A 24,553-nucleotide genomic window follows, 5' to 3' on the forward strand; every position below is an offset into this window, starting at 1 on the left:
GGCAGCGCGGTTCTACGCGAATTGGGGGACGGAGGTGAGGGCAGCGCTCAACTCCCGCACCGCCGTCGGGCCTCCCGCCACGAACCAGTTCAGTCCGTTGACCTGCACGACGGCGGTGTCCCCGCCGGCAGCGCGGACGATCGCCTTGCCCGGAAGCCAGTCCCATTCCGGGCAGCTGTGCTGGAACCAGCAGCCGAGCTCACCGTCAGCCACCCGGCCGAGGTCGCAGGAGCCTGAGCCGAACATGCGCAGCGATGCTGCGGAAACTGCAGCCGCATGCCAGGGCATGGCCGCCCGGGGGTCCGCCAACCAGGTGGGATGGATGTAGGTGGCCGCGGAGATCTGGTTCACGGGGAGGTCGCCGAAACCGGAGATCGGTTCGTCGTTCAGGGTGGACGCTCGATCTTGGCCGCCCAGCCAGAGCTTGTCCAGTTCGGGCTGGTAGATGGCCCCGAGGAGCACCTCGGGATCGGCCACAGGCTTGCCGCCGTGGTCTGAATCGTCGCATTTAAGGGCAATGGCCGAGCACCAGTAGGTGGAGCCGTGCAGGAAGTTGTAGGTGCCGTCCACGGGGTCGATCACCCAGGTCCGGCCGCTTGTACCGGCAACAGAGGCCCCTTCTTCGCCCAGGATGCCGTCTTCCGGACGGCAGCGCCGCAGCTGTTCCAGAACGTAAGCTTCGGCTGCGTGATCGGCCGCGGTGACGACGTCGGACACTGAGGTTTTGCGTTCGCCTTGGAGTCCGCCCATCCGCATGAGCAGCGCCAGTTGGCCTGCTTCGCGGACCAGGGCGCTGGCCAGTTGGTAGTCATCCAGTGAAGGATCGAGTTCAGTTGCTGTGTGCCTGCCGGTGGTCATGGTTCCAGCTTATGTGGCGGTTGGGTGGTCCGTGGGTCCGGAGCAGCGACAAAGGCTCCAGCGACAAAGGCCCAGCGACAAAGGCCCAGCGCACCCTTTCCCGCCGAATGCGCCCGTAACCTCTGGTGCGGATGGCGCGAAAGGGTGCGGCGTCGGCGAAGAAGTGGTGCGCATGGCGGGGAGAGGCGCGGCGTGGCGGGATAATGAATGACATGGCCAAGACACCCGCCCAGCGCATCAAGAAGCACGGAGCAAAGGCAGTGGTTCCCGATCACTCGCTGCCGCCCGTGATCAACACCACAACTCAGCGCACCCCGCAAGAGGCGCAGAGCAATTCCAAGCTCATTGTGATCGCCGGCGTGGTGGCCAGCCTGTTCCTGTTCTGGTACCTGCACCTGCTCACCCTGAACCAGATGACCCAGCTCTCCGGTGGACTGGCCATGCCCGATTCGTTGATTGGCGGTTTCTCTCCTGAATATGTGGCCCAGCTGAGGGAGGCCATGGACGAGTCCGCCCGCGGCCAGCTCAACTACGTCCACAAGACCGCAGGCACGCTGTTTCCGCTGATCTTCGGCTTCAGCTGGCTCCTGCTGATCGGCACCAATGTGGCGCGCAAGTCATGGCGCTGGGCATTGTGGGCCGCTCCCCTGCTGTTCGCGGTGGCTCACCTGTGGTCCAACGTGGCCATTGATTCGATGCTGGCTGCCGAAGCGCCCGACGCCGGTTCGGTGGCCTTGGCCTCAGCCGTCACGGTTGCGTCCTGGGTACTGTTCCTGGTCAGCCTCCTGTGCGGCGTGCTGGCCGTGTTCCTGGGGAAAAAGAAACCCACGCCCGCCTGACCGCTTTTCTGCACCACACCTTCGCGGGCGCCGCACCCCTACCCGCCCGGCGCACCCCTTGTTCGCGGGCGCCGCACCCCTACCCGCCCGGCGCACCAGAGCTTACGGGCGCATCCGGCGGCAAAGGGTGCGTCAACCTCAGCCTGCCCTGAGCGCTGTCCGCTGACGGTGGGCTTTCCGTTCCGTCTGCACACGCTGGGCGATCACCAAGCCGGCAGTTGCCAGGCCTATGGTCACCGGGTAGCCCATAAACCGTTCCAGCAATCCCGGCTGCGGCACTTCCATCCCGGTGATGGCGCCGATGACCAGCGACCCGATACAGATCAGCCCGCACGCAGCGAGGAACCAACTCACGGGTGTCTGCTGCCACCACAGCATTCCCAGGAGCAGCAGGGCAATGCCGCCGGCGATGAAGAACATCAGGGCGCCCGCAAAATGCCAGGGAGAGCCCAGATCTTCGGGCACCAGGCCCACAATCACCGTTCCCAACCCGGCAACACCGGTGAGGATGCGGATGGTGACAGCCAGTATCCACGGCACGGTCAGGACGCTTGTCTGAGGGGGTTCGCCTGCAACAGCCCGGAAACGCCGGGCCTGCACACCGGGCCGCGCCGCCACGCTCAACAGGCCGGCCGTCAGAAAGAGTGCACCGAGGACCAGTGCCAGTCCCTGCACCACGAAGGAGGCATTCATCAGCAGGTGCAGCGGCGAACAGACCGCCCTGTCTTCGTAGATGCCGCACGAGACTGCCCCGAGGTCGCTGATGAATCCGGTAGCCCTGCTGTACGGCTCCGGGCCCGCCCAGGCTTCGATCACGGCGGCCTCGGCCACGAAGTATTGGACCACGCTCAGTTGCGCCCACCCGCCAATATTCGCCCTGATGCTACGGGTGTCCGGAAGGAAGGATCCAGCTGTTGCCGGTGCTCTGACATGGCCTTTCATGATGGTCAGCCTAGCGGTGTTCGGGCAGCGCCCCGGCAGCTTGTATGCTTGTAGTCGTGTCCGGGCCCTCGAGCTCCAGCAGTGGGATTTTGGAGTCATGGACACACAGGCCCTCGTAGCTCAGTGGATAGAGCACGGCTCTCCTAAAGCCGGTGTCGTTGGTTCGATTCCAATCGAGGGCACTTGAACCACCAGCAGCCCACCCAGGATTTGCAGGCCTACCTGGCCGGCCGCTGGCGCGTGGAGCGGACCCTCCTGGACCGGTCGTCCGGCACCCACGGAACCTTTACCGGCGTCGTGCGCTATGTCCGGAACCCCGACGGCGGCCTGGACTACCGCGAAGACGGAACCATGCATTGGCCTGGCCATTCAGGGCCGGCATTCCGCGAATACCTCCTGAAACCGGGCACCGGGCCGGAGTCAATGGACGTGTTTTTCCCCGACGGCCGGCCGTTCCACGTGATGAGCTTCTCCGAAGAGGGCAACCAGGATAAGCACTGGTGCGATCCGGACGATTACCGTGTCCAGTACGTCCGTGAGGGACCGGACTCGTTCAGTTTCACCTGGGATGTCCAGGGGCCCGCCAAGGATCTGCTCCTTGAATCGCACCTGGTGAGGATCGACGCCGGGAGGCAACTGTGAGTGAAACCGGCACCGACCTGATCATTGTGAGCGCGGTCTGCGTCTACAACCAAGAAGGCCATCTGCTGACCGTCCGTAAGCGCGGCACGGACAAGTTCATGCACCCGGGCGGCAAGCCCGAAGCCGGCGAAACTCCTGCCGAGGCTGCGTCCCGGGAGCTCTTTGAGGAAGTCGGAATCGAGGTGACACCGGGCCTTCTGGAGCCGTTCGGTGTGTGGCTGGCGGTAGCGGCCAATGAGGCAGCCACCACCATCGAAGCCACCGTCTTCACCGCCCCCGGCATCTGGGAAGCGCACCCCTCGGCGGAGATCGCCGAGATTCGCTGGCTGGATTTACACGCGCCGCTTCCCACGGACTTGGCGCCTTTGCTGACCGACCACGTCATCCCTCTGTTGACCACGCCCAAGTAGGTAGCAGTGGGTTACAGCTCCGGGACCGCTTCCTGAGCCACGGCCGTAGCTTCCGCGAACTGGGTCTGGTAGAGCTCCGCGTAGCGTCCATCCGCAGCAAGCAACTCCGTGTGGGTGCCACGCTCCACGATCCTGCCGTCCTCAACCACCAGAATGGCATCTGCAGCACGGATGGTGGACAAGCGGTGCGCAATCACGACGGCGGTACGCCCCTCAAGTGCCTCGCCCAAAGCCGCCTGGACGGCGGCCTCGTTAGTGGAGTCCAAGGCAGCCGTGGCTTCGTCCAGGATCACAACGCGGGGCTGCTTGATCAGGAGCCGTGCAATGGTGAGCCGTTGGCGCTCGCCGCCGGAAAGCCGGTAGCCGCGCTCCCCCACCACAGTTTCCAAGCCATCAGGCAGGGACCGGATCATCGGCTCCAGGCGTGCCCGACGCAGCACATCCCACATGTCCTCCTCGGTGGCGTCCGGCCGGGCGAGACGCAGGTTGGAGGCAATGGTTTCGTGGAAGAGGTGTCCGTCCTGGGTCACCATGCCCATGGTGTCCCGCAGGGAATCAAAACTGAGATCACGCACGTCCACGCCTGATCCGGGCATTTGCCCACCAAGGCGCACGGCGCCGGAGTCCACGTCGTACAAACGCGACAGCAGCTGGGCCACAGTGGACTTGCCCGCACCGGAGGAACCCACCAAGGCAACAGTCCGACCCGGCTCAACCCTGAAACTGACCCCGTGCAGGACTTCCTCCCCGCCCCGGGTATCCAATGTGGCAACGTCCTCAAGGGAAGCCAGCGAAACTTTCTCGGCCGAAGGGTAGGAGAACCGGACGTCGTCGAACTCCACTGCAACCGGGCCGGCCGGAACTTCCACGGCATCCGGCTTCTCGGTTATCAGTGGCTTCAGGTCCAGGATTTCAAAGACCCGCTCAAAGCTGACCAATGCACTCATGATTTCCACACGGGCATTGGACAGCGCCGTCAGTGGAGCGTAGAGCCGGGTCAGAAGTAGCGCGAGCACCACTACGTCGCCGGGCGCAAGCTGCCCGCCTATTGCCAGCCAACCGCCCAAACCATAAACCAAGGCCAATGCCAGCGCCGAGACCAAGGTCAAGGCCGTTACAAAGGTGAACTGCAGCATGGCAGTCCGGATCCCTATGTCCCGTACCCTGCCGGCACGTGCCGCAAACTCACGGGATTCCTCATCCGGGCGGCCGAACAACTTCACCAACGTGGCACCCGGGGCGGAAAACCGCTCCGTCATCTGCGTGCCCATGGCGGCGTTATGTGCAGCGGCTTCGCGGCGCAGGTCCGCCAACTTCGAGCCCATGCGCCGGGCCGGAATCAGGAAGATGGGAAGCAACACCATGGCCAGCACCGTTACAAGCCAAGACGTATTGAGCATGACGGCAAGCGTCAGGACCAAAGCCACCACATTGCTGACCACCCCGGAAAGCGTGCCCGCGAAAGCCGACTGCGCCCCAATGACGTCATTGTTCAGGCGGCTGACCAAGGCACCGGTCCGTGTTCGGGTGAAGAACGCGATGGGCATGCGCTGCACGTGATCGAACACCCGGGTGCGAAGGTCAACAATGACGCCCTCGCCGATGGTGGAGGACAACCAGCGCGTCACCAAGCCCACACCCGCCTCACCTACAGCGACGATCGCAATCAGGACGGCCAGCCGGATGACCGTTTCCACGCCTGCGTTCGCGATGATGGCGTCCACCACCTGACCGGCCAGCACAGGAGTAGCCACAGCCAGGAAAGCACCGGCGATGGAGGCAATCACAAACGCTATGAGCTTGCCCTTGTGCGGCACGGCGAAAGCCATGACCCTTTTCAGGGTTTCCTTGGAAAACGGTTTGGAGCCGCTCTTGGCAGTAGTGATGTTGTACAGCGAACTCCAGGCAACGCGGTCCATGCTCATGCTTGCTTCTCCTGGCTTGGGGTGTGATGAAGTTCCTGCACTTGGCCGTTTTCCAAGTGCCAACGCGAATCGAGCCGAACGTTTTCCAACAACCGGCGGTCGTGCGTGACCAGCAGGAGCGCGCCCTCGTAGCTTTCCAGCGCCTCCTCCAATTGCTCAATGGCCGGAAGATCCAAATGGTTGGTGGGCTCATCGAGCACCAGCAGGTTCACGCCGCGGGCCTGCAGCAACGCCAGCGCAGCGCGGGTCCGCTCCCCCGGTGACAACGAATCCACGGTCCGCGAAGTGTGATCGGCCTTCAAGCCGAACTTGGCCAGCAGAGTGCGGACATCGGCGCTGTTCCACTCCACCAGCACAGCTTCAACAGCGTCACCAAGCGGCCGCCCGCCGTCGAGCAGTCCACGGGCCTGGTCGATTTCGCCGATGGCCACGGAGGCACCCCTGGAGGCATCGCCGTCGTCGGGTTCCTGGGTCCCCAGCAACAAACGCAAAAGCGTGGACTTCCCGGCACCGTTCGGTCCGGTGATGCCAATGCGCTCGCCGCCGTTGAGTTGCAGGTTCACCGGACCCAGGGTGAAGTCACCCTGACGGGCGACGACGTTGCGCAAGGTGGCGACGACGGCACTTGAGCGGGGTGCCTGGCCAATACTGAACTGGAGCTGCCACTCTTTGCGGGGTTCCTCCACCTCGGTCAGCCGGGCAATGCGGGACTCCATCTGGCGGACTTTTTGGGCCTGCTTCTCGGACGATTCGCTGCTCGCGGCGCGGCGGATTTTGTCATTGTCCGGGTTCTTTTTCATGGCGTTCCGGACGCCTTGGGAGCTCCACTCACGCTGGGTACGTGCCCGGGACACGAGGTCCGCCTTGGTATTGGCGAACTCCTCGTAGCGTTCCCGGGCGTGGCGCTTGGCCACAGCGCGTTCTTCGAGGAAAGCCTCATACCCGCCGTCGTAAACGGCCACTGAGTTTTGGGCGAGATCCAGTTCCACCACGGTGGTAACGCAGCGGGCCAGGAATTCGCGGTCGTGCGAGACCAGCACCACACCGCCGCGAAGGCCCTGGACGAAGGCCTCAAGCCGGGCAAGTCCATCAAGGTCAAGATCGTTGGTGGGCTCATCCAGAAGGACTACGTCGAAGCGGCTGAGCAGCAACGCGGCCAACGCCACGCGCGCAGCTTGCCCGCCGGAAAGTCCGGTCATCAGGGCATCGACCCCCAGTTCCAGGCCGAGGTCTGCCAGGACTGCCGGAACGCGATCCTCCAGATCGGCTGCACCGGAGGCCATCCAGCGATCGAAGGCCAGCGAGTACGCGTCATCAGCTCCCGGAGCCCCGGAGCCGAGAGCTTCGGCCGTGGATTCCATCTCGCTTGTTGCTTGGGCGCAGCCGGTTCGGCGGGCAATGTAGGCCCCGATGGTTTCCCCGGCGGTGCGCTCGTGTTCCTGCGGCAACCAGCCTACAAAGGCATCCGAGGGCGCAAGGCTGACATTCCCCGCCTGGGGCTGGTCCACTCCGGCAAGGATGCGCAGCAACGTGGACTTTCCGGCACCGTTTGCTCCCACCACGCCTACAACGTCGCCCGGCGCGACGGTCAGGGAAAGGTCCGAGAAAAGCGTGCGATGGCCATGACCACCGGCAAGATCCTTGGCCACCAAAGTTGCAGTCATTGTCTATCCTCCAGCAAGGGAACGCAGAAATTCAGGCCGCGATTCCCGCGGGCATGGAAAAACCCGCTGGTCCGGACTTGGGGGGTGTACGGACCAGCGGGTTCAATCATCAAGCATAATTCAATGTGGCGTCGGCGTAAAATCGTTTCGTACTACCACTTAGGTCCTCAGCTTGTCTCTGCCTTAGCGGCCCATCCAGGAAAGTTCCACATGCCCTTACCATCCAAGGCGTTCCAGCGCTGGCTTCATGGTGTTGCGCCCGAGGCCAGCACTGCTGACGTCTGCCGGATCGCGGGCATCAAGAGGACAACGTTGGCCCAGCAGTTGGTCCGCGGCAAGGTTGCCGAGTCCACTTTGGTGAGTATCAGCCGCGGCTTCGCCGTCAATCCTGTTGAAGCCCTCGCCACTTTTGATCTTTACGCCGAGCTCCGGGGCGACCCCGTTCCGCCCACGTCCTGTGAACTCGTCAGCCAGATCGCCACCATAGACCTTCTGCGTGCGGTGGTTGACCGCAGCGAACCGGGCTCCACACCCGCTCCGCGTCTTTCGGAGCCACCGCATCCCACCTCCGTGCGGAACTGGGTGGACGCGATCGACGACGGCGAGTTGAGGCACCGGGTCAGCGAAACCACCGGGATTGCACCGCAGAACTTCTCGGCCCACTTGACGGCCAACAGGCTCCCGCCTGAACTGGCAATCGCTACTTCGCGCGCTGCAGGGGTGGGGCCGGCGGGTGGCTTGGTGGCGGGTGGGCTGATTACGGAGGCTGAAGCCGGCTGGCCGCCCAACGCCCGGCAGGAAGCTCTGGACAGGTTATCGCAGGGAAGACTGGTGACATTGGCCGGTGAACGACTGTTGGCGCTGGGCAAAACACTCCGCCGCCAGGAACAAGACCACGAACGAACTGAACGAATTTGGGAGAACCTCGGATGACGGCTGTCCTGCCCTGGGTCTCGCTGGCGGTGTGCCTGGCAATCACCCTCGCCAGGGTTCCCAGCGCTTTGCGCGGAGAGAATCGTGAGGTTTTCTATATTTTCGCGCTGATCTCGTTGAGCATCTTCATCAGCATTGAAGCCCCCTACTTGGTGATCGACGGGTGGCTCGGCGGGATGAACATCGCCAACCTGATTCTCCGCTTCCTGCTGTACGGCACTTTCTATTTCATGGGCATCAAGATCGCCACTGCATTCGGTTCAGCCTCCGCCGTGCGCGCCATCAGAGGACCCTTGGGGATCGCCGCCGCGGTACTTGTGGGTGCTTTGACTATTTTCTTCTTCGTCATCACGGACACGCAGGGTTCTTCCGCCGGTATGAGCGGCCTGCATTGGGGACCTTCCTTGGAGGCCTACGCCTTCATGGGCCGCCTTTATCCCGGCTTTGTTGCGGCCTGCCTGGTCCCTGCGATTTGGCGCACTGTGGTGAGCACTGCCCCTGTGCTCCTGCGCATCGCTTCGGCAGTGCTGCTGCTGGGCCTGTCACTTCTTCTGGTGTCCCAGCTGTTCCCGCTCATCCCGTTCTCGGAAGCCTGGCTGCGGGTCCTTATCAACTACTCAGCGGCCACTTTCACAGCGGTTGGGCTTGCCGGCATCTGGGTGTCCAAGTCTTTTGCGCGCCGAAAGCAAAGACTCTCGGCGTAAGACTTTCACAAAACCATTAGATCGTGGCACAATCATGAATGTGTGAACGCGGCTTGCAGCCTGACTCCGGAATCAGAGAACGGGTTTCCGGTGGATGTGGCGCCCACGTGATCACAATTGGGGGGATGAGTGGTGGCGGGCTGTTGGGGACCGCCCCCACTCAGCCTTTTTAACGGCACTTTGCACGTCACCACCAAGCCTGGCCGGGGCGGTGACTAAGATGGCTCCATGAACAGCCTTCGTACCCGCCGCTCTGTCCTCGCAGCAACCGTGGCCGCGGCCGCCCTTGCACTTTCCGCATGCGGCGGAGGATCGACGCCCGCCCAGTCCGGCGGTGATACATCCCTTTCCGACGTCAAATCCAAAGGTGAGCTCATCATCGCCACTGAAGGCACCTACCGCCCCTTCAGCTTCCACGCCGAAGGCGCGGGAGAGCTGACCGGGTTCGACGTCGAGATCGCCCAGGCAGTGGCCGGGAAACTCGGCGTGAAGGCAACCTTCCAGGAGACCCAGTTTGACGGCATCTTTGCCGGCCTGGAATCCAAGCGCTTTGACACCATTGCCAACCAGATCTCCATCAATGACGAGCGCAAGGCCAAGTACGAGTTCTCCACGCCGTACACCATTTCCACCGGCGTGGTGGTCACCAAATCGGACAACAGCAGCATCAACAGCTTCGCAGACCTCAAGGGCAAGACCACCGCCCAGTCGTTGACCAGCAACTTCTACAAGATGGCAGTTGAAGCCGGCGCCAACGTCCAGGCCGTGGAGGGCTGGGCACAGTCCGCCACACTGGTTCAGCAGGGACGAGTGGATGCCACGGTCAATGACAAACTCACGTACTTGGACTACGCCAAGAACACTCCCGACTCGGGCCTGAAGGTGGCTGCCGAGGCACCGGAGAAAACCGAGAGCGCCATGGTGTTCCGCAAAGGCTCCACAGAGCTCGCATCAGCTGTGAGCAAGGCACTGGCCGACCTCCAGGCAGATGGCACCCTGGCTAAAATCTCGGAGAAGTACTTCGGCGCGGACGTCACCAAATAGATGAACTGGGACCTCATCTGGAGTTCCTTCGGTCCTCTGATCACCGGTGCCGTCACCGGGACCATACCGCTGACGCTTGCGTCCTTCGCCTTCGGCCTGGTGCTCGCGCTGGTGGTTGCCCTGATGCGCCTGAGCCCCAACTGGTTGCTCTCAGGAATCGGCCGCTTCTACGTCTCGGTCATCCGCGGGACGCCCCTGCTGGTGCAGCTCTTTGTGATCTTCTTCGGCCTGCCCAGCGTCGGCATTCGGCTTGACCCTTGGCCCAGCGCCATCATCGCCTTCTCATTGAACGTGGGCGGGTACGCGGCGGAGATCATTCGTGCGGCCATCCTTTCCGTGCCGAAAGGCCAATGGGAGGCCGGCCACACCATCGGCATGTCCCGCCCGCAGGCGCTGTTGCGCATCATCCTTCCCCAGGCCGCACGGGTGTCCGTTCCGCCGTTGTCCAACACCTTCATTTCGCTGGTTAAAGACACCTCACTCGCCTCGCTCATCCTGGTCACAGAACTGTTCCGCAACGCCCAGCAAATCGCAGCGTTCAGCCAGGAGTTCATGGCCCTTTACCTCCAGGCAGCCCTGGTTTACTGGGTAATTTGCCTGGTCCTTTCCACTGCTCAATCCGCGGTGGAAAAGAGATTGGACCGCTATGTTGCCCACTGACGAATCCACACAACAGCCGGGCGCCGCCTCGGTGCTGAAGGCGCGGAACCTGGCCAAGGCTTTCGGAAGCAACGTCGTTTTGCGCGACATCGACATTGATATCCGACGCGGCCAGGTAGTGGCCCTGATCGGGCCATCGGGCTCGGGCAAGACCACGGTCTTGCGTTCGTTGAATGGCCTGGAAATTCCCGACGCCGGAACGGTCACCTTTGGAAGCGGCGATTCCTCAGCCGAGCTCGCCATAGACTTCGGCGCGAAAGTTGGGAAGAAGGAGGTGGCTGCCCTCCGGGACCGCAGCGCCATGGTCTTCCAGCATTACAACCTGTTTCCTCACATGACCGTGCTGAAGAACATCATCGAAGGCCCCGTCCAGGTCCAAAAACGGCCTCGAGCAGAGGCCATTGCCGAGGCGGAACGTTTACTGGAACGGGTTGGCCTGGCGGACAAACGCGATGCCTACCCTTTTGAGCTCTCCGGCGGCCAGCAGCAGCGTGTTGGAATCGTCCGGGCGTTGGCGCTCAAGCCCCAACTGCTGCTCTTCGACGAGCCCACGTCCGCGCTTGACCCGGAGCTGGTGGGCGAGGTCCTGGGCGTCATCAAGGAACTCGCCGAGGAAGGGTGGACCATGGTGATCGTCACCCATGAGCTCGCCTTTGCCCAGCACGTGGCAGACGAAGTGATTTTCATGGATGGCGGCGTAGTTGTGGAGCGGGGACCGGCTGCGGAAGTCTTGCGGGCACCGCGCCAGGAACGGACCAAGCTCTTCGTGAAGAGGCTCCAGCACGACGTCTAAGCCGTTGACAGACTTTTGGCTCTTTTGCACGCTTTAAGAGTTTTGCAGGAACAAGCAGTTCATAAATATGGGGGAAAATCCTTGGAAGAGACAGCCAGCGCGCCCGGCAGGGGTCGCTCCGGACGCACGGCAATCATTGTCATTGCCCTCGTTGCGGCTTTGGTGGCCGCCGGGCTTGGCACCTGGTTTGCCCTCTCGCGTCCGGCCGGAACAAGCCGCGCTGACGTTGTGCGCCTGGACAAGCACCGCGTCATAGTGGACAACTCGATGAACCTCTATGATCCCTTGGTCCAACAGTTTTCCGGACGGTATTCGAACGCCATTTCCGAAAAAGCGGGGCAGGCGGAGGAGGAAAAAGTCCTGAGCCAGGACCGTGAGCGCATTGTGCGTGAGTCACAGGCAAATCGTGACCGCCTGGAAGACATGGCGGACTCGCCGGCACTGCAGGATCAGGAACTCGCCCAGGCCTTCAACCGGTTCAAGGATCAGTACAGTGCGGTGATTGCCTACAACGACCAACTGGTGATCAACACCTCCAACATCTACCGCTCCGTGGGCGGACCGTGCGCGGCCCTGCATTCATCCCTGAACGTCGCCAGTGAGTCCTATGCCCAGGACTACGTCAAGAGCGCCGATGAGTGTCTGGCTGCGCTGGGCACGGCCAAGGAGGGCGCCGACGCCGAGACCACTATCCTGCTCACGGACGTGGAGACCGTCATCCGGGGGCAGCGGGACAAGCAGCAGGAAGTGCTCAACAGCAAGGACGCCCTTGAGCGCCTCAGCAAGAGCACCCTTGCCGGCGTTGCACTGTTGGATATCAATGATGCGTTCGCCAAGGCGCAAACAACGTATGAAGCTGCCACCAAGGATAAGTACTCAAAGATCATTGAAAGCGCCAACAGCTCAAACTCCGAATTCGAAGGCGTCCTCAAGAAAAGCCTTGAACAGTTTGATGCCGCGTCCGGTGAGGGGAAATAGCCATGACCGTTGAGCCTGTTCGCAGTAAGCGCCGCCCCATCCTCATTGCTGTTGCCATTGCAGTTGTGCTGGCGGTGGTTGCCGCGGCAGTGGTGATCGCCTTGACCAACTTTGCCGGCCAGCAGCGCAGGGAAAGCCTGTCCCTCCTCAAGGAGGATCGTCTGACGGCATTAGTTGAGGCAAGGGGCAAGATCCAGCCCGCTGTCAACGCCTATCTGGCCGCGTATAAGAAGGCACGCAACCTCCCCGCAACACAAGAGGAGGCTGAGAAGAACTCCGCCAAGGAGCGGGAGGGATTCCAGCAGGCCATGGACTCCGCACGGACCGCCTTGAGCGACGTGCAGGCCGGCAAGGATACCGGGGGCGAGGCAGGGACCACCGCTGTGGCCGTAGCCCAGCTGGGTGATTCATACCAGGCCTACCTCGACTCCATGGAGGGACTCGTGGAGTCATACCCCCGGTTCGAAGGCCTCTTCAGGGAAGACGGTGCCGGATGCAGCGGACTCTTTGTAGGTTCCAAGGCAGCCACCCTTCGGGAACGCCAAACACTCCTTGCACAGGCGGCCGTCCCGTGCAGGGAAGCCGTCAACCAACTCAAGGAATCCAAAAACGTCTCCTATGTTGAGTTTGCCCGCACCTTGGACAACGAGATCGCGCAGCTGGAATCGCATGCAGAGACAACTGCGAAGTCCGAGGAGAACTACAACGAATTTGTCCGGATCAAGGACGAGTACGTCAAGAAGATTGATGATGCCACGGCCCGGAACGCCCCGGACGCGGAATACCTCAAGCTTGCCGACGAACTCAAGGCTCTCAACAGCCGGATCAAGAACAACAGGTCAGAGTTCGACTTTGCCGCCAAGCGCTACCTGAACGGTGTGAAGAACATGCCCACCCTGGTTGACGAAGTCTTCTCCAAGAACGTTGCAGACCAGATCAAACACCACGACACCGTGATTCCCCTTCGGGTCCAAGTGGTGAAGGATGCCGTCGACGCCGAACTGGCGGAGTAACCCAGCCAGCGGAGGAGGCCAGCCAGCAGAGTAGCTCAGCGCATAAGCCTCAAAGTGACCAACTGGAAGGGCCGGAGCACCAGGGTCACCACGGAGCCCTCCTCAACTGTCACACCCGGGGCTTCCGTGGGGCGCTCCAGCAGATCCGTAGACACCGCATCAGCGCACTCAAAATTGGCCTTCAGCGTGCCCGTTGAGCGCTCTCCCAAGGATTCGTAGAGCCGCACAATCACATCGCCTGAGCCATCCTCAGCCAGCTTTACCGCCTCCACCACAATTGCGGGGTTGGACACGGAAAGCAGCGGCTCAACGGCCTGTCCGCCGGTGATGAACCTCGGCTTCAGGTTGGTTCGGTAGCCCTCTTCCACGGCATCAGCAATCTCAGCGCCGGGCCTGATGGTCAATTCGAGTGTGTGCTCACCCCGGTCCGCTTCCGGGTCCGGGAACCGGGCCGAGCGCAGCAGCGAGGTGCGGATCGTCGTCGTGGTTCCGCCATCGGCACGGACCGCCCTGGTGACGTCGTGCCCGTAGCTGGAGGAGTTGCTCACTGCTACGCCGTAGCCGGGCTCGGCAACGTGGATCCAACGGTGGGCGCAGATCTCGAACTTGGCGGCCTCCCAGGACGTGTTGGTGTGCGTGGGGCGGAAGACATGGCCAAATTGGGTCTCGGACGCCGAACGGTCCGCCCTGACGTCAAGAGGGAAGGCAATTTTGAGCATCTTTTCGCGTTCCTGCCAGTCCACCGTGGTGCTGATACGCAGCGACTCCGCACCGGCGTCGAGAGTCAGACGTTGCGCAATGGTGGAGGCACCCACCTTGCGTTTGACCACTACGACGACGGCCCCTGGCGAGCGCTCAACATCGATCGCATCAGCGCGGGTCAAGGGGGTGACGTTGCGTCGGTAGAATTCTTCGATGTCCCAGGCGTCCCATTCGTTCGGGGTATCGCGGAAGAGCTCCAGCAGGTTTCCGGTGTGCCCGGGGGCTATGGCGTCGCGGCCGCTGGCGTGGTCCACCAGCGATGTCAATAGTCCGTCACGGTTCAGGACTGCGCGAATGATGCCGTTATCCAAAACGTAGCCTTCGTCGAGCTCGTCAACCTGGACGCCGGGATGGGGCGAATCGCCGGACTCCGGTGTGGTGGCCCGGGCCGCCCCCAGAGCGGGCACGCCGTTGCGGTGATGGGGAGCCGCGTTCAGCAGGAATTGCTGATCGCCCTCCCCCACCAGTGCGCGCGCTGCGTGGCTGATGATGTCCTCGAGGTCCCGGGCTATGGCTTCATAGTTCCGCTCAGCGTCCTGGTGGACCCAGGCGATGGAGCTGCCGGGCAGGATGTCGTGGAATTGCTGGAGGAGGACCAGCCGCCAGAGACGCTTGAGTTCGTCCGCCGGATAGGTGTATTCCTCGCCAAGACGGACGGCTGCTGTGGCACACCACAGCTCCGCTTCACGCAAGAGGTGTTCGCTCCGCCGGTTGCCGAGCTTGGTCTTTGCCTGGCTGGTGTAGGTCCCACGGTGCATTTCCAGGTACATCTCACCCACCCAGACGGGCAGATTTGTGTACTCGGCCTCGGCCTTCGTGAAGAATTCTTTGGCAGTGCCCAGGCGAACCTTCGGAGAGCCTTCAAGATCCGCCGTGCGATGGGCAGCGGCCACCATTTCGCGTGTGGGTCCGCCGCCGCCGTCGCCGTAGCCGAACGGCACCAGCGACATTGTTCCCCGGCCGTGATCGCGGTAATTGCGCTCGGCGTGGGCCAATTCGCGTCCGTGCAGCTCAGCGTTGTATGTGTCCACCGGCGGGAAATGCGTGAACAGCCGGGTACCGTCAATGCCCTCCCAGGCGAAGGTGTGGTGGGGCATCCGGTTGACTTTGTTCCAGGAAATTTTCTGGGTGAGGAACCACCGCGAGCCGGCTTCCTTAACGATCTGCGGGATGGCACCTGAGTAGCCAAACGAATCGGGCAGCCACGCTTCCTGGCACTCGATGCCGAACTCGTTCAGGAAGAAACTCTTCCCTTCCACGAACTGGCGGGCCATGGCCTCGCCGCCTGGCATATTGGTGTCCGATTCCACCCACATGCCACCCACGGGAACGAACTGCCCGGCCTTCACCTTTTCCCTGATGCGTACAAAGAGCTCAGGGAAGAACTCCTTCATCCAGGCCATCTGCTGTGCCGAAGAACAGGAGAACACGAAGTCGGGGTCTTCATCCATCAACGCCACCACGTTGGAGAAAGTGCGGGCGCACTTCCGGATGGTTTCGCGGACGGGCCACAGCCAGGCGGAGTCGATGTGCGCATGGCCGGTAGCCAGCAGTTCATGGGCAGAGGCGTACGCGGGACGGCTGAGGACCTGCGCCAGCTCTGCCCTGCCTGCGGCAGCCGTTCCAGCGACGTCGTCCGGGTCCATGACGTCCAGCATGCGTTCAAGCGCACGCAGGATCTCATGGCGCCTGGGCATTTCCACGGGAAGTTCGTGCATCAACCCGCTCAGGGTCCAGATGTCCTGGTTCAGTTCCCACACTGTTTCGTTCAGTTCAGCCACGGCGATGCGGCCCAGCCTGTACCGGGGCTCATCGCCGGAAGTGGCCTTATCCCCCAGCGGAGTGGGGGCGAACGACCACCCCTGCGCGACGTCCGGGTTGGCTGCTGCCTCCACATAGAAGTCCACGGACTGGCCTCCGCCCAGAAGCTTGAGGGGCACGTGGTAGTTCCGCGGCGAAATGGCCTTGATGATGCTTCCATCAGAACGCCATGCCGTGCCTTCGCACTGGAACCCGGGAACATCACTGTTGAAGCCAAGATCAACGATGATTTCCACCGTGGTGGAATCAGTCATGCCCCAGTCCTGCGGTACCTCGCCTTGGAGGCGCAGCCATTTGGTGCTCCATGCCTTGCCCCACGCGGTGCCGGGTTCCTGCGGCGTAAAGATTTGGCGCAGGGCTTCGGCCGCGGGCACGGGTTCGCCCGGCACGTCCCAACTACTCAGCTGAAGCGGGATCGCCCTGCCGTATATTGCCGGAAGAATGCGTTCCCGAACAAACCGGTCGAGACGCTGTTCAGTGATCCGGCGGTCGTCGTGCAATGAGTTCCCCTTTGGGCGTTCGCTGGGTGACAAGGCTCTTTTACCGCAACCCTGACGTGCCGGGTTGCAGACGGCGACTGCGGGATCGCCACGCTTCCAATCGATGGATAAAATCTACGTTGTTCCAGCTTAATAGCCAAGTGACTGTCGGCTATCACCCACGGCCTGAGCCTCTGCATCCGGCACGTCCGCAATAACCCTGTCCCGCCCGGCATACACATTGAGGCTGTGCCCGCGGCTAAACCCCGCCAACGTGATCCCCGTTTCGTCCGCCAGTTCCGCCGCGAGGCTGGACGGCGCGCTCACGGCGGCCAGCACGGGAATCCCTGCCATGGCTGCTTTCTGGACGAGCTCGAACGAAGCCCTGCCGGATACCTGAAGCACCGTCCCCTTCAAGGGCAGCATGCCGGCTCGCAAGGCCCAGCCCACCACCTTGTCCACCGCGTTGTGCCTGCCCACGTCCTCCCGGAGGCACAGCAGCTCGGTGCTGCCGTCGTCGTGGATCCTGAAGAGTCCGGCAGCGTGCACACCACCGGTTTTGTCAAAGACTGCCTGCGCCTCACGGAGACGGTCCGGCAGGGCGGCCAAGGCCGGGACCGGGACCGTGACGTCGTCCTCGCGCGGGCTGTGATGGGAGGACTTGCGGACAGCCTCGATCGAGTCCGTGCCGCAGATTCCACAGGAGCTGGAAGTGTAGACGTTGCGGCCGGTATCGGGCCGTTCCACGTCCGGCCGAAGCTGCGCATCCACCACGTTGAAGGTCTGCACCCCGTTTTCGTCTTCCCCGGAGCAGAACCGCTCCGAAACCAGCTGTCCCGGCTCCCAGATAATCCCTTCCGAAACCAGGAACCCCGCGACGAGGTCGAAGTCGTCTCCGGGGGTCCGCATGGTTACGGAGAACGACATCTCACCCAGGCGGATCTCCAACGGCTCCTCCACAGCCAGGACGTCTTCCTTGAACCGGACGGGATGCTCCAACGCCTGGGGCGAGCCGTCCAGGACAAACTTGTGCACCTTGCGGCGCTGGGTTACACGTCCCATATCAGGAGCCGTCCTCCTCATGCCTGATAAAGCGCACCGTCATGGCTTTGTAGCCGGGGGTGTTGGATTCCCGTGCCACCAGTTCGCGGTGTACCAGCGCGTTGGCCTCCGGGAAGTACGCCGCAGCACATCCCCTGGCCGTGGGGTAGCCCACAAGCCGGAACTTGTTGGCACGCCGTTCCGTTCCGGCGAAGGTGGAGATGACATCCACCAGGTCGCGGTCCTCGAAGCCCAGTTCCGCCAGGTCCTCCGGGTGGACCAGGACCACTCGGCGCCCTTCCGAGACACCTCGATACCGGTCATCCAAACCGTAGAACGTGGTGTTGTATTGATCGTGGCTGCGGACCGTCTGCAGAATCAGGTGGCCTGTTGGTGCTTCAAGGTACTCCAGCGGTCGCACGGAGAAACGTCCCTTGCCGATGTCCGTGGCGAAGGTACGGGTATCCCGGGGCGGGTTGGGGAGCACAAAACCGTTCTTGGTGCGGACCCTGGCATTGAAGTCCTCAAAGCCGGGAATGACGCGGGAGATATGGTCCCGAATGACGTCGTAATCCTCGGCCATGGCTCGCCAGTCCACGCTGTGGTTATCTCCCAGCGTTGCTTGGGCCATACGCGCAACGATTACCGGTTCGCTCAACAGATGCTCCGATACCGGTTCCAGCCGTCCCTGTGTTTTATGGATGACGGACATGGAGTCTTCCACCGAGAGGAACTGTTTGCCCTTGGGATGCTTGTCATCTGTATCCGTCCGGCCGAGCGTCGGCAGGATCAGGGACGTCTTGCCGTGCACCACGTGGGCGCGGTTGGGCTTGGTGGAGATATGGACTGTCAGTCCGGCCCTCTTCAACCCTTCTTCAAGGGCCGCCGTGTCCGAACCCGCCGCCGCGAAGTTTCCGCCCATGGAGACGAAAACATCCACTTCGCCCTTTTCCAGGGCGTGCTGGGTTTCCACGGAGTCGTAGCCGTGATCCCTGGGCATGTGGAAGCCGAATTCGGCATCCAGCGCGGCCAGGAAGGATTCCTTGGGCTTTTCCCAGATGCCCATGGTGCGGTCACCCTGGACGTTCGAGTGGCCGCGGACGGGACAGGCGCCGGCTCCGCGCTTGCCGAAGTTGCCCTGAAGCAGCAGCAGATTGATGATCTCGCGGAGCGTATCCACCGAGTGGGGCTGCTGGGTCAACCCAAGAGCCCAGCAGATGATGGTTGCCTTTGAGGCAGCCATCATCCCGGCCGCTTTGGTGATTTCTTCCCGGCTGAGCCCTGTGGCCCGCTCTGTTTCGTCCCAGTCCAGCACCGAGCGCGCTTCCTGGTAAGCTGCGAAACCTTCGGTCTGCTCATCTATGAAGGATTGATCGACGACCGTCCCCGGGTTCCGTTTCTCTTCCTCCAAGAGCAGGTGGCCCAGTGCCTGGAACAGTGCGAGGTCACCGCCCACTTTGATCTGCAGGAACTCATCAGCAATGGTGGTACCGCCACCGATCACGCCGTTGAGGGACTGGGGGTCCTTGAAGTTCAAGAGGCCGGCCTCGGGGAGCGGGTTGACGGCGATGATCTTGCCGCCGTTGTTCTTGCAGTCGCGCAGGGCGGACAGCATGCGGGGGTGGTTGGTTCCGGGATTCTGGCCCACAACCAGGACCAACTCCGCGTGGTGGATGTCCTCCAGCGAGACAGTGCCTTTTCCGATTCCAATGGTCGGGTTCAGGGCGCTCCCGGAAGATTCATGGCACATATTGGAGCAGTCAGGAAGGTTGTTGGTTCCCAGGCTGCGCGCAAACAGCTGATACATGAATGCGGTCTCGTTGGCCGTCCGGCCGGAGGTGTAGAAAACGCACTTATCCGGGGTTGTGGCGTTGATGTGTTCACCGATCAGGGCAAAGGCATCGGACCAGCTGATGGGCGAATAGTGGGTGTCACCGGGTCGGATCACCACGGGCTCGGACAATCTGCCCTGGCTTCCCAGCCAGTATTCGGTCTTATCCTCAAGGTCCGCCAGGGAATGCTTGGCCCAGAACCCTGCACCGACTGTCCTGGTGGTGCTTTCCTCGGCAATTGCCTTGGCACCGTTTTCGCAAAACTCTGCGGGACTGCGTTTGCCCGTGATTGATTCCGGCCATGCACACCCCGGACAATCGAAGCCGTCATGCTGGTTGACCCTGAGCATGGAACGCACAGTACGGCCCACACCGGCTTGGGCGTAACCGCGTTCCAGGGCAACCGTGACAGCCTTGACGCCTGCCGCTGCTTGTTTGGGTGGGTGGATCTGCAGGTCATCTTCGTTGATGTCCTGTTCGGGAGCATGCCTGTTCATGACTCCATCATTGCACTTTGTCACCAGAGCCAAAGCTCTTTATGACACCTCTCAGTTGTCCAGCGCGCTCCAGTCCACCGGGCCGGAAGGAGCCTTCCTTTGTTGCCGCGGTGACGGTTTCCGGGTCTTCTCTTCCGGAGCCTTCGGAACGGGCAGCGCTTTGCCCCAAGGCAGGGGGAACGCGGGCACCATCTCACCCAGCTGGACTCCGTGCGGCGGAACCACCATCACGCCGTCCGCGCCGGCCAGGCCACGCATCATTCCAGGACCCGCATGGTTGGCCGGCGACGCCAACCCGTACACCAGCTTGAATGGCATCAGGCGCGTGCGGCCGGGCTCGGCATCAAGGGTGGTGCCGCAAGCGACCTCAGCCACCTCTGCCAAGCGGCCATGACCCAAAGCAGCCAGCAGGGGTGCACCCACTGTGAACAAAGCCATCATGGCAGCCAGCGGATTTCCCGGCAGTCCCAACACAAAACGGCCATCGGGCAGCTCAGCCAACACGGCAGGATGTCCGGGGCGCATGGCAATGCCATCTATCAGCAAACTGCCGCCGAGCTCAGCTACTGCCTTGCGCAGGTGGTCCGTTCCCGAACGACCCGTCCCACCCGTAGTAATAACGACGTCGGCAGGCGGTTCCGCTTCAACCGCGCCTTGGTCGGGGGTCAGCTCATCCAGCGTCGGCTCGGTGTCCTGGAGGGCATCGATCCACTCTTCGTAGCTGTCACCTACCCTTAGCTGTTCCCCGGCGATGCCGCCCAGAAGCTCCACCACGGCCCCCAGTTGCGGGCCGAAGGTGTCCCTGACCTGGCCGGGCCTTGGAACCCCATGGGATACCACTTCCGAACCCGTCAGAAGGAAACGGACCAACGGTTTTCCAAGAACATCCAGGTGGTCCAGGCCCGCCAGCGCTGCCAAGGCAATGTGGGCCGGATTCAGCACCGTCCCGGCCTTGAGCAGGACGTCCCCCTCGGCTGCCTCTTCTGCAGCTTTGCGGACGTGTTGACCGTTGCGGGGCTCCCCCGGTTTGGCGCTGCCGCCAAGCGCAAGAACCGGCAGGCCGTCGTCGTCAGTGGCTATCACACCACTCTCGCTCCGCAGCACCGCTTTGGCACCGGGCGGTATCAGCCCACCCGTAACAATCGGACTCGCCTGGTGCGGTGCGAGCCTCTGCCCCGGCTCGCTGAGGATCCACGGGCCGCTGCCATTGACTGCCCACCCATCCATAGCGGACGAGGCGTAGTGCGGCATGTCCTGCACAGCCAGGGCATCAGAAGCCAAGGTGCGGCCAAGCGCTGAGCTGAGAGGAACGGGGCCTGACGGGATGGGAGCAGCTGCATCGAACGCGCGCTGCCGGGCCTCATGCCATGTGTGTGCCGCGTGATGGCCCTCGTGGGGGGCCTGCGTCATTCCGGGCCGGTCCCGGTCTCCGAGTACTCTTTGGCAATTTTGCGGGCCAGTTCCAGGGCAGCGTTCATGGACGCGTCATCGCTGGCCTGACCGATTCCGCGGGCCATGCCGGCCGCGTATCCGGCAATAAAGGTTGTCAGGGGCGCGGCCGGACGCACCACCGAATGCGCCGCTACTCCTGCCACCGCGAGGACCTCGTTGATGTCCACTTCCACGCCCTCAAGCTCGAAAGCCTGAAGCAGCGTCCGGCACCATTCCTCGAGTGTCTCTTCCTGGCTCTTCACGTCCGCCTCCAACTCGTAGTCAATGCCCAAAGCCGCAGCGTCCTCCCACGTATCCACGTCATCGGTGGATCCTACGGGGACGTCAACATCCAGCAGGTTCAGCCTAGCAAGCAGCCGGAACACTGGAGAGTCCGTTAACCCGGAACCTTCCGAAGCTACGGCCACTTCCCTTTCCAAAGCAGCTGTACTGTAGGCCCCCAGAAGTGGCTGCTTCCGGCCATCGCTGGAGACGGCCATGGCTCCTTCCACTCCGGGATTGGACTCCAGTGCGGCCCACAGGAGGCCAACACCGCGGGATGCATGCGGCATGTCGCAGGCCAGCACCAGAGTCCATGGACTGCGTTTGGCGTTCTTCTTCAACGCTTTCAAACCGGCTGCGATGGCTGCTGCCGGCCCGGCGAAAACCGGTTCCTCGCGCGCCCGCAGGACACTGCTGGAGACCTCTCCTCCGGCGCCGGGCTGTCCTGTGGTTGCCGGCTCACCACTGTGCTCCGGGCTTGGCAAATCCGGCCCTACCACCACTACCGCGGAAGCACCCCGGGCAGCCTCCAGGGCATGCGAAAGGAGGGTCTCGCCGTCGTACTTCAAGCCTGGCTTGGGCACGCCACCGAGGCGGGTGGCCCTGCCACCCGCCAAAATGACGGCATTGAACTCCATCCGCCCAGACTACCCGGGACGGCCGGAGGTCAGCAGAAATCGATCAGGCAGCGGATTCCGGCAAAAGGAACGGGTCCCAGTCCGGCGCAGGTTTCTCGAGTTCTTTGATCTGCCACATGGTTCCCTGGGGCACGCCGGGTTTGAAACGGAGTTTCCAGCCCATCTCGGCCAGGGTGTGGTCGCTCTTGGCGTTGTTGCATTTCAAACACGCCGCAACCAGGTTTTCCCAGGAATCCGCGCCGCCCCTGGATTTGGGGTGGACGTGGTCTATGGTGTGGGCTGTTTTCCCGCAGTAGGCGCAGCGGTGGCCGTCGCGGCGAAGTACCCCGCGTCTGCTCACGGCAGTGATCTTGTTGTACTGGGGACGGATATAGCGGTTGAGGAGGATCACGGAAGGTCTTCCCAGAATCTCCTGTGGCCCGACGACAGGCTCGTCGCCTTCGGCCACCACGCTAGCTTTCCCGGTCAGCACAAGAACCAGCGCCCGGCGGAATGTTATTACCGCCAGCGGTTCATATCCAGCATTCAGAACGAGTGTGCGCATGCACGTACCTCTTCACGGCCGCACCCGTCAGGGGCACGAGGGCCGGCTGCCCTCTGCATGTACGGGCTGTGGATCGACAACACAAGGGTAAGCACTTATATGCCGTATCAACGAATTTTTCTGTCGTTTCGCTCACAGTGTCGGCAAGTGTTCATGCGTGGTTAAAGCAGAACACCCCGCCGGCCAGAGCCTGCGGGGTGTTCTTCAGGAATGTGAATCAGCCGTTGACGCGGATGAAAACCGGGCCGGAGCCAACGTTGACGCTGAACAGTGCCGTGGTGGATCCGTTCCATCCACCGTGGACTGCCTGTCCGTTGCCGACGTATACAGCGATGTGGGCCTGTCCGGCCAAACCACCGTTGGCGTAGTAGGCGAGGTCGCCGGGCTGCGCTTCTGCTGCACTGACGGTGCGGCCCAGGGAAAGGTAGCCTGCAGGCCAGTCGTGGAAGTTGATGCCTACGGCTGCCAGGGAGTTGGTCACCAGCATGGTGCAGTCCTGGGTAACGCCGAGCTGGGCGTATGCAGCAGCAGCGATGGCTGCACCGAGCCCGCTGGAAGCCGCCGGAGCTGCAGGTGCAGGGGTCACATTGCTGACAGCAAGAGTTGCGTTGGCTGCCGGAGCGGACGTGGTTGCAACCGCGGTTGCTTCCTTGGCTTCAACCTTGGCTTCAGCCTTCGCCGGGGCTTCTTCCACCACAACGGGAGCCGGGGCTTCCACGGTGGTGACCACAGGGCGCTCGTAGGAGATGGCCACGGTGGAGTCAGCGGCGATGGTGGCCTGGGCCACCGACTGAACGTCCAAGGTGGACGCGGACGTGGATTCACGATCCACGTTGGTGTCCGCGGCGTTTGCCGCGATGCCACTGGTCAGGACCAGGCCTGAAGCTGCGGCGATGACTGCTGCCTGGCGGCCAACGCCACCGGCGTTGGAGCTGACAGCCTTGGCAATGACGGCAAGCGAGCTGGTCTTGGGGGCCTCAGCGCGGTGCCGTGCAAGCTTGTTTGCACTGGTCATGATTTTCTCTTTTCGTATCCGAATGCAGTTGGGGTGCACGCGGGTAGTGGGTTGGCCGGCATTGTGGGCATGCCGCCCTACCCCGAACCGGATAATTTCTAGCGGAGGGTGTAGAACGAGGAAGTGCCGGTGGAAGCCACGGAGTGCAGCAGCGTTCCCTGACCGGGGTTCAAAGCGCTGATCATCATGCCGTTGCCGACGTAGATGCCCACGTGGGCTCCGCCGTTCTGCATGACGAGGTCGCCGGGAGAAGGAGTGCTGGTGGGCGTCATTGCCGTCCAGGCATTCACGCGGGGGATGCTGATGCCTGCCTGGGCATAGACCCACTGGGTGAAGCCGGAGCAATCCCAACCGTTGGGGGTTGTTCCGCCCCAGACGTAGGGTGAGCCGATACCGGTGTAGGCAATAGCCGCCAGGCCGGAGGCAGCTGCTGTGGCAGCGGCGTCCTTGGCTTCGGCGGACTTCGCCGTAACGGCTTCAGAAGCTTCTTCAGTGGTTGCCGCTGTGCGCTCGGCATCCTTCGCTGCAGGCTGGACCACTTTGGGGGCTTCCTTAGTGGCCACGGTGGGGCTCTCGAAGGAAACTGTGGCTGTTGGCTCTGCGGTGACCACGGCCGTAACTACCAGTTGTTGGGTACTGGAGACTTCGGCTTTGGAAGCATCGGCGTCGGCTGCCTGTGCGGGCAAACCGACGGTGAGGACGAGGCCTGAGGCTGCGGCCAGAACGACGGCCTGACGGCCCACGGTTCCAGCATTGGTGGTAACAGCCTTGGAAAGCGTGTTCAAAGGGTTCATACGAACCGTTTG

22 protein-coding genes and 1 tRNA gene are annotated in these 24,553 nt (G+C 62.6%); 11 read left to right on the top strand and 12 right to left on the bottom strand.

The genetic code is table 11. The annotated features are described in order from the left end of the window. Positions 1-12: 12 nt before the first annotated feature. Positions 13-858, bottom strand: a complete 846-nt coding sequence (locus tag BACI9J_RS16390; RefSeq protein ID WP_159735303.1) for an inositol monophosphatase family protein — start codon at positions 856-858, stop codon at positions 13-15. 212 nt (positions 859-1,070) lie between these two features. Between BACI9J_RS16390 and BACI9J_RS16395 the strand changes: the two genes are divergently transcribed. Continuing rightward, positions 1,071-1,697 (top strand): hypothetical protein, encoded by a 627-nt coding sequence (locus BACI9J_RS16395; RefSeq protein WP_159735304.1) that lies wholly within the window; start codon positions 1,071-1,073, stop codon positions 1,695-1,697. 138 nt (positions 1,698-1,835) lie between these two features. Here BACI9J_RS16395 and BACI9J_RS16400 read toward each other — a convergent pair whose 3' ends face one another. Next, positions 1,836-2,639 (bottom strand): DUF998 domain-containing protein, encoded by an 804-nt coding sequence (locus BACI9J_RS16400; protein WP_159735305.1) that lies wholly within the window; start codon positions 2,637-2,639, stop codon positions 1,836-1,838. Between the two features lie 109 nt (positions 2,640-2,748). Between BACI9J_RS16400 and BACI9J_RS16405 the strand changes: the two genes are divergently transcribed. From BACI9J_RS16405 to BACI9J_RS16415, 3 genes are all read left to right on the top strand, one after another. Continuing rightward, positions 2,749-2,821: transfer RNA gene (locus tag BACI9J_RS16405), tRNA-Arg, on the top strand. A gap of 1 nt (position 2,822) precedes the next feature. Further along, positions 2,823-3,281, top strand: a complete 459-nt coding sequence (locus tag BACI9J_RS16410) for a DUF6314 family protein (protein ID WP_159735306.1) — start codon at positions 2,823-2,825, stop codon at positions 3,279-3,281. Next, positions 3,278-3,691 carry an NUDIX hydrolase gene (locus tag BACI9J_RS16415; protein WP_159735307.1) on the top strand — a complete coding sequence of 138 codons (414 nt, stop codon included), beginning with the start codon at positions 3,278-3,280 and terminating at the stop codon, positions 3,689-3,691. Before BACI9J_RS16410 ends, BACI9J_RS16415 begins: the two co-directional genes overlap by 4 nt. Before the next feature lie 11 nt (positions 3,692-3,702). Here the strand turns inward: BACI9J_RS16415 and BACI9J_RS16420 are convergent, their stop codons facing one another. Further along, entirely contained in the window at positions 3,703-5,616 is a 1,914-nt protein-coding gene (locus tag BACI9J_RS16420; RefSeq protein WP_159735308.1) for an ABC transporter ATP-binding protein, read from the bottom strand. Beyond that, complete coding sequence (locus BACI9J_RS16425; RefSeq protein ID WP_159735309.1) at positions 5,613-7,280, bottom strand: ABC-F family ATP-binding cassette domain-containing protein; 1,668 nt, start codon at positions 7,278-7,280, stop codon at positions 5,613-5,615. Before BACI9J_RS16425 ends, BACI9J_RS16420 begins: the two co-directional genes overlap by 4 nt. A 210-nt stretch (positions 7,281-7,490) precedes the next feature. Between BACI9J_RS16425 and BACI9J_RS16430 the strand changes: the two genes are divergently transcribed. The 7 genes from BACI9J_RS16430 (at position 7,491) to BACI9J_RS16460 (ending at position 13,405) form a co-directional block, all read left to right on the top strand. Beyond that, the gene (locus BACI9J_RS16430; RefSeq protein WP_159735310.1) at positions 7,491-8,213 is read left to right on the top strand and encodes a hypothetical protein; all 723 of its coding nucleotides are present in this window, start codon (positions 7,491-7,493) and stop codon (positions 8,211-8,213) included. After that, positions 8,210-8,917: a hypothetical protein gene (locus BACI9J_RS16435; protein ID WP_159735311.1), complete on the top strand. Its 708-nt coding sequence runs from the start codon at positions 8,210-8,212 to the stop codon at positions 8,915-8,917. Before BACI9J_RS16430 ends, BACI9J_RS16435 begins: the two co-directional genes overlap by 4 nt. Before the next feature lie 228 nt (positions 8,918-9,145). Then, positions 9,146-9,961, top strand: coding sequence for an amino acid ABC transporter substrate-binding protein (locus tag BACI9J_RS16440; RefSeq protein WP_159735312.1), 816 nt, complete (start codon positions 9,146-9,148; stop codon positions 9,959-9,961). Further along, positions 9,962-10,621 (top strand): amino acid ABC transporter permease, encoded by a 660-nt coding sequence (locus BACI9J_RS16445; RefSeq protein WP_159735313.1) that lies wholly within the window; start codon positions 9,962-9,964, stop codon positions 10,619-10,621. It begins immediately after the preceding gene. Beyond that, entirely contained in the window at positions 10,608-11,414 is an 807-nt protein-coding gene (locus BACI9J_RS16450) for an amino acid ABC transporter ATP-binding protein (protein ID WP_159735314.1), read from the top strand. The genes BACI9J_RS16445 and BACI9J_RS16450 overlap by 14 nt, the downstream gene beginning before the upstream one ends. Positions 11,415-11,495: 81 nt before the next feature. Continuing rightward, the gene (locus tag BACI9J_RS16455; RefSeq protein WP_201296598.1) at positions 11,496-12,392 is read left to right on the top strand and encodes a hypothetical protein; all 897 of its coding nucleotides are present in this window, start codon (positions 11,496-11,498) and stop codon (positions 12,390-12,392) included. 2 nt (positions 12,393-12,394) lie between these two features. Then, positions 12,395-13,405 (top strand): hypothetical protein, encoded by a 1,011-nt coding sequence (locus BACI9J_RS16460; protein ID WP_159735316.1) that lies wholly within the window; start codon positions 12,395-12,397, stop codon positions 13,403-13,405. Positions 13,406-13,440: 35 nt separating this feature from the next. Here BACI9J_RS16460 and BACI9J_RS16465 read toward each other — a convergent pair whose 3' ends face one another. From BACI9J_RS16465 to BACI9J_RS16500, 8 genes are all read right to left on the bottom strand, one after another. Then, positions 13,441-16,488, bottom strand: coding sequence for an alpha-mannosidase (locus BACI9J_RS16465; RefSeq protein WP_159735317.1), 3,048 nt, complete (start codon positions 16,486-16,488; stop codon positions 13,441-13,443). A gap of 129 nt (positions 16,489-16,617) precedes the next feature. Then, on the bottom strand, positions 16,618-17,529 hold the full coding sequence (gene fdhD / locus BACI9J_RS16470; RefSeq protein WP_159735318.1) for a formate dehydrogenase accessory sulfurtransferase FdhD: 912 nt from the start codon (positions 17,527-17,529) through the stop codon (positions 16,618-16,620). Position 17,530: 1 nt separating this feature from the next. After that, positions 17,531-19,837 carry an FdhF/YdeP family oxidoreductase gene (locus BACI9J_RS16475; RefSeq protein ID WP_201296599.1) on the bottom strand — a complete coding sequence of 769 codons (2,307 nt, stop codon included), beginning with the start codon at positions 19,835-19,837 and terminating at the stop codon, positions 17,531-17,533. Positions 19,838-19,888: 51 nt separating this feature from the next. Beyond that, entirely contained in the window at positions 19,889-21,247 is a 1,359-nt protein-coding gene (locus BACI9J_RS16480; RefSeq protein WP_159735320.1) for a molybdopterin molybdotransferase MoeA, read from the bottom strand. Further along, positions 21,244-22,188: an NTP transferase domain-containing protein gene (locus tag BACI9J_RS16485; protein ID WP_159735321.1), complete on the bottom strand. Its 945-nt coding sequence runs from the start codon at positions 22,186-22,188 to the stop codon at positions 21,244-21,246. Before BACI9J_RS16485 ends, BACI9J_RS16480 begins: the two co-directional genes overlap by 4 nt. Before the next feature lie 43 nt (positions 22,189-22,231). Next, positions 22,232-22,732 (bottom strand): HNH endonuclease, encoded by a 501-nt coding sequence (locus BACI9J_RS16490; RefSeq protein ID WP_159735322.1) that lies wholly within the window; start codon positions 22,730-22,732, stop codon positions 22,232-22,234. 217 nt (positions 22,733-22,949) lie between these two features. Then, the gene (locus BACI9J_RS16495; RefSeq protein WP_159735323.1) at positions 22,950-23,747 is read right to left on the bottom strand and encodes an NlpC/P60 family protein; all 798 of its coding nucleotides are present in this window, start codon (positions 23,745-23,747) and stop codon (positions 22,950-22,952) included. Positions 23,748-23,845: 98 nt separating this feature from the next. Next, positions 23,846-24,541 (bottom strand): C40 family peptidase, encoded by a 696-nt coding sequence (locus tag BACI9J_RS16500; RefSeq protein ID WP_268891976.1) that lies wholly within the window; start codon positions 24,539-24,541, stop codon positions 23,846-23,848. Between the last annotated feature and the right edge of the window lie 12 nt (positions 24,542-24,553).

Source organism: Arthrobacter sp. 9V (genome assembly GCF_902506065.1).
Taxonomy (GTDB): Bacteria; Actinomycetota; Actinomycetes; order Actinomycetales; family Micrococcaceae; genus Arthrobacter.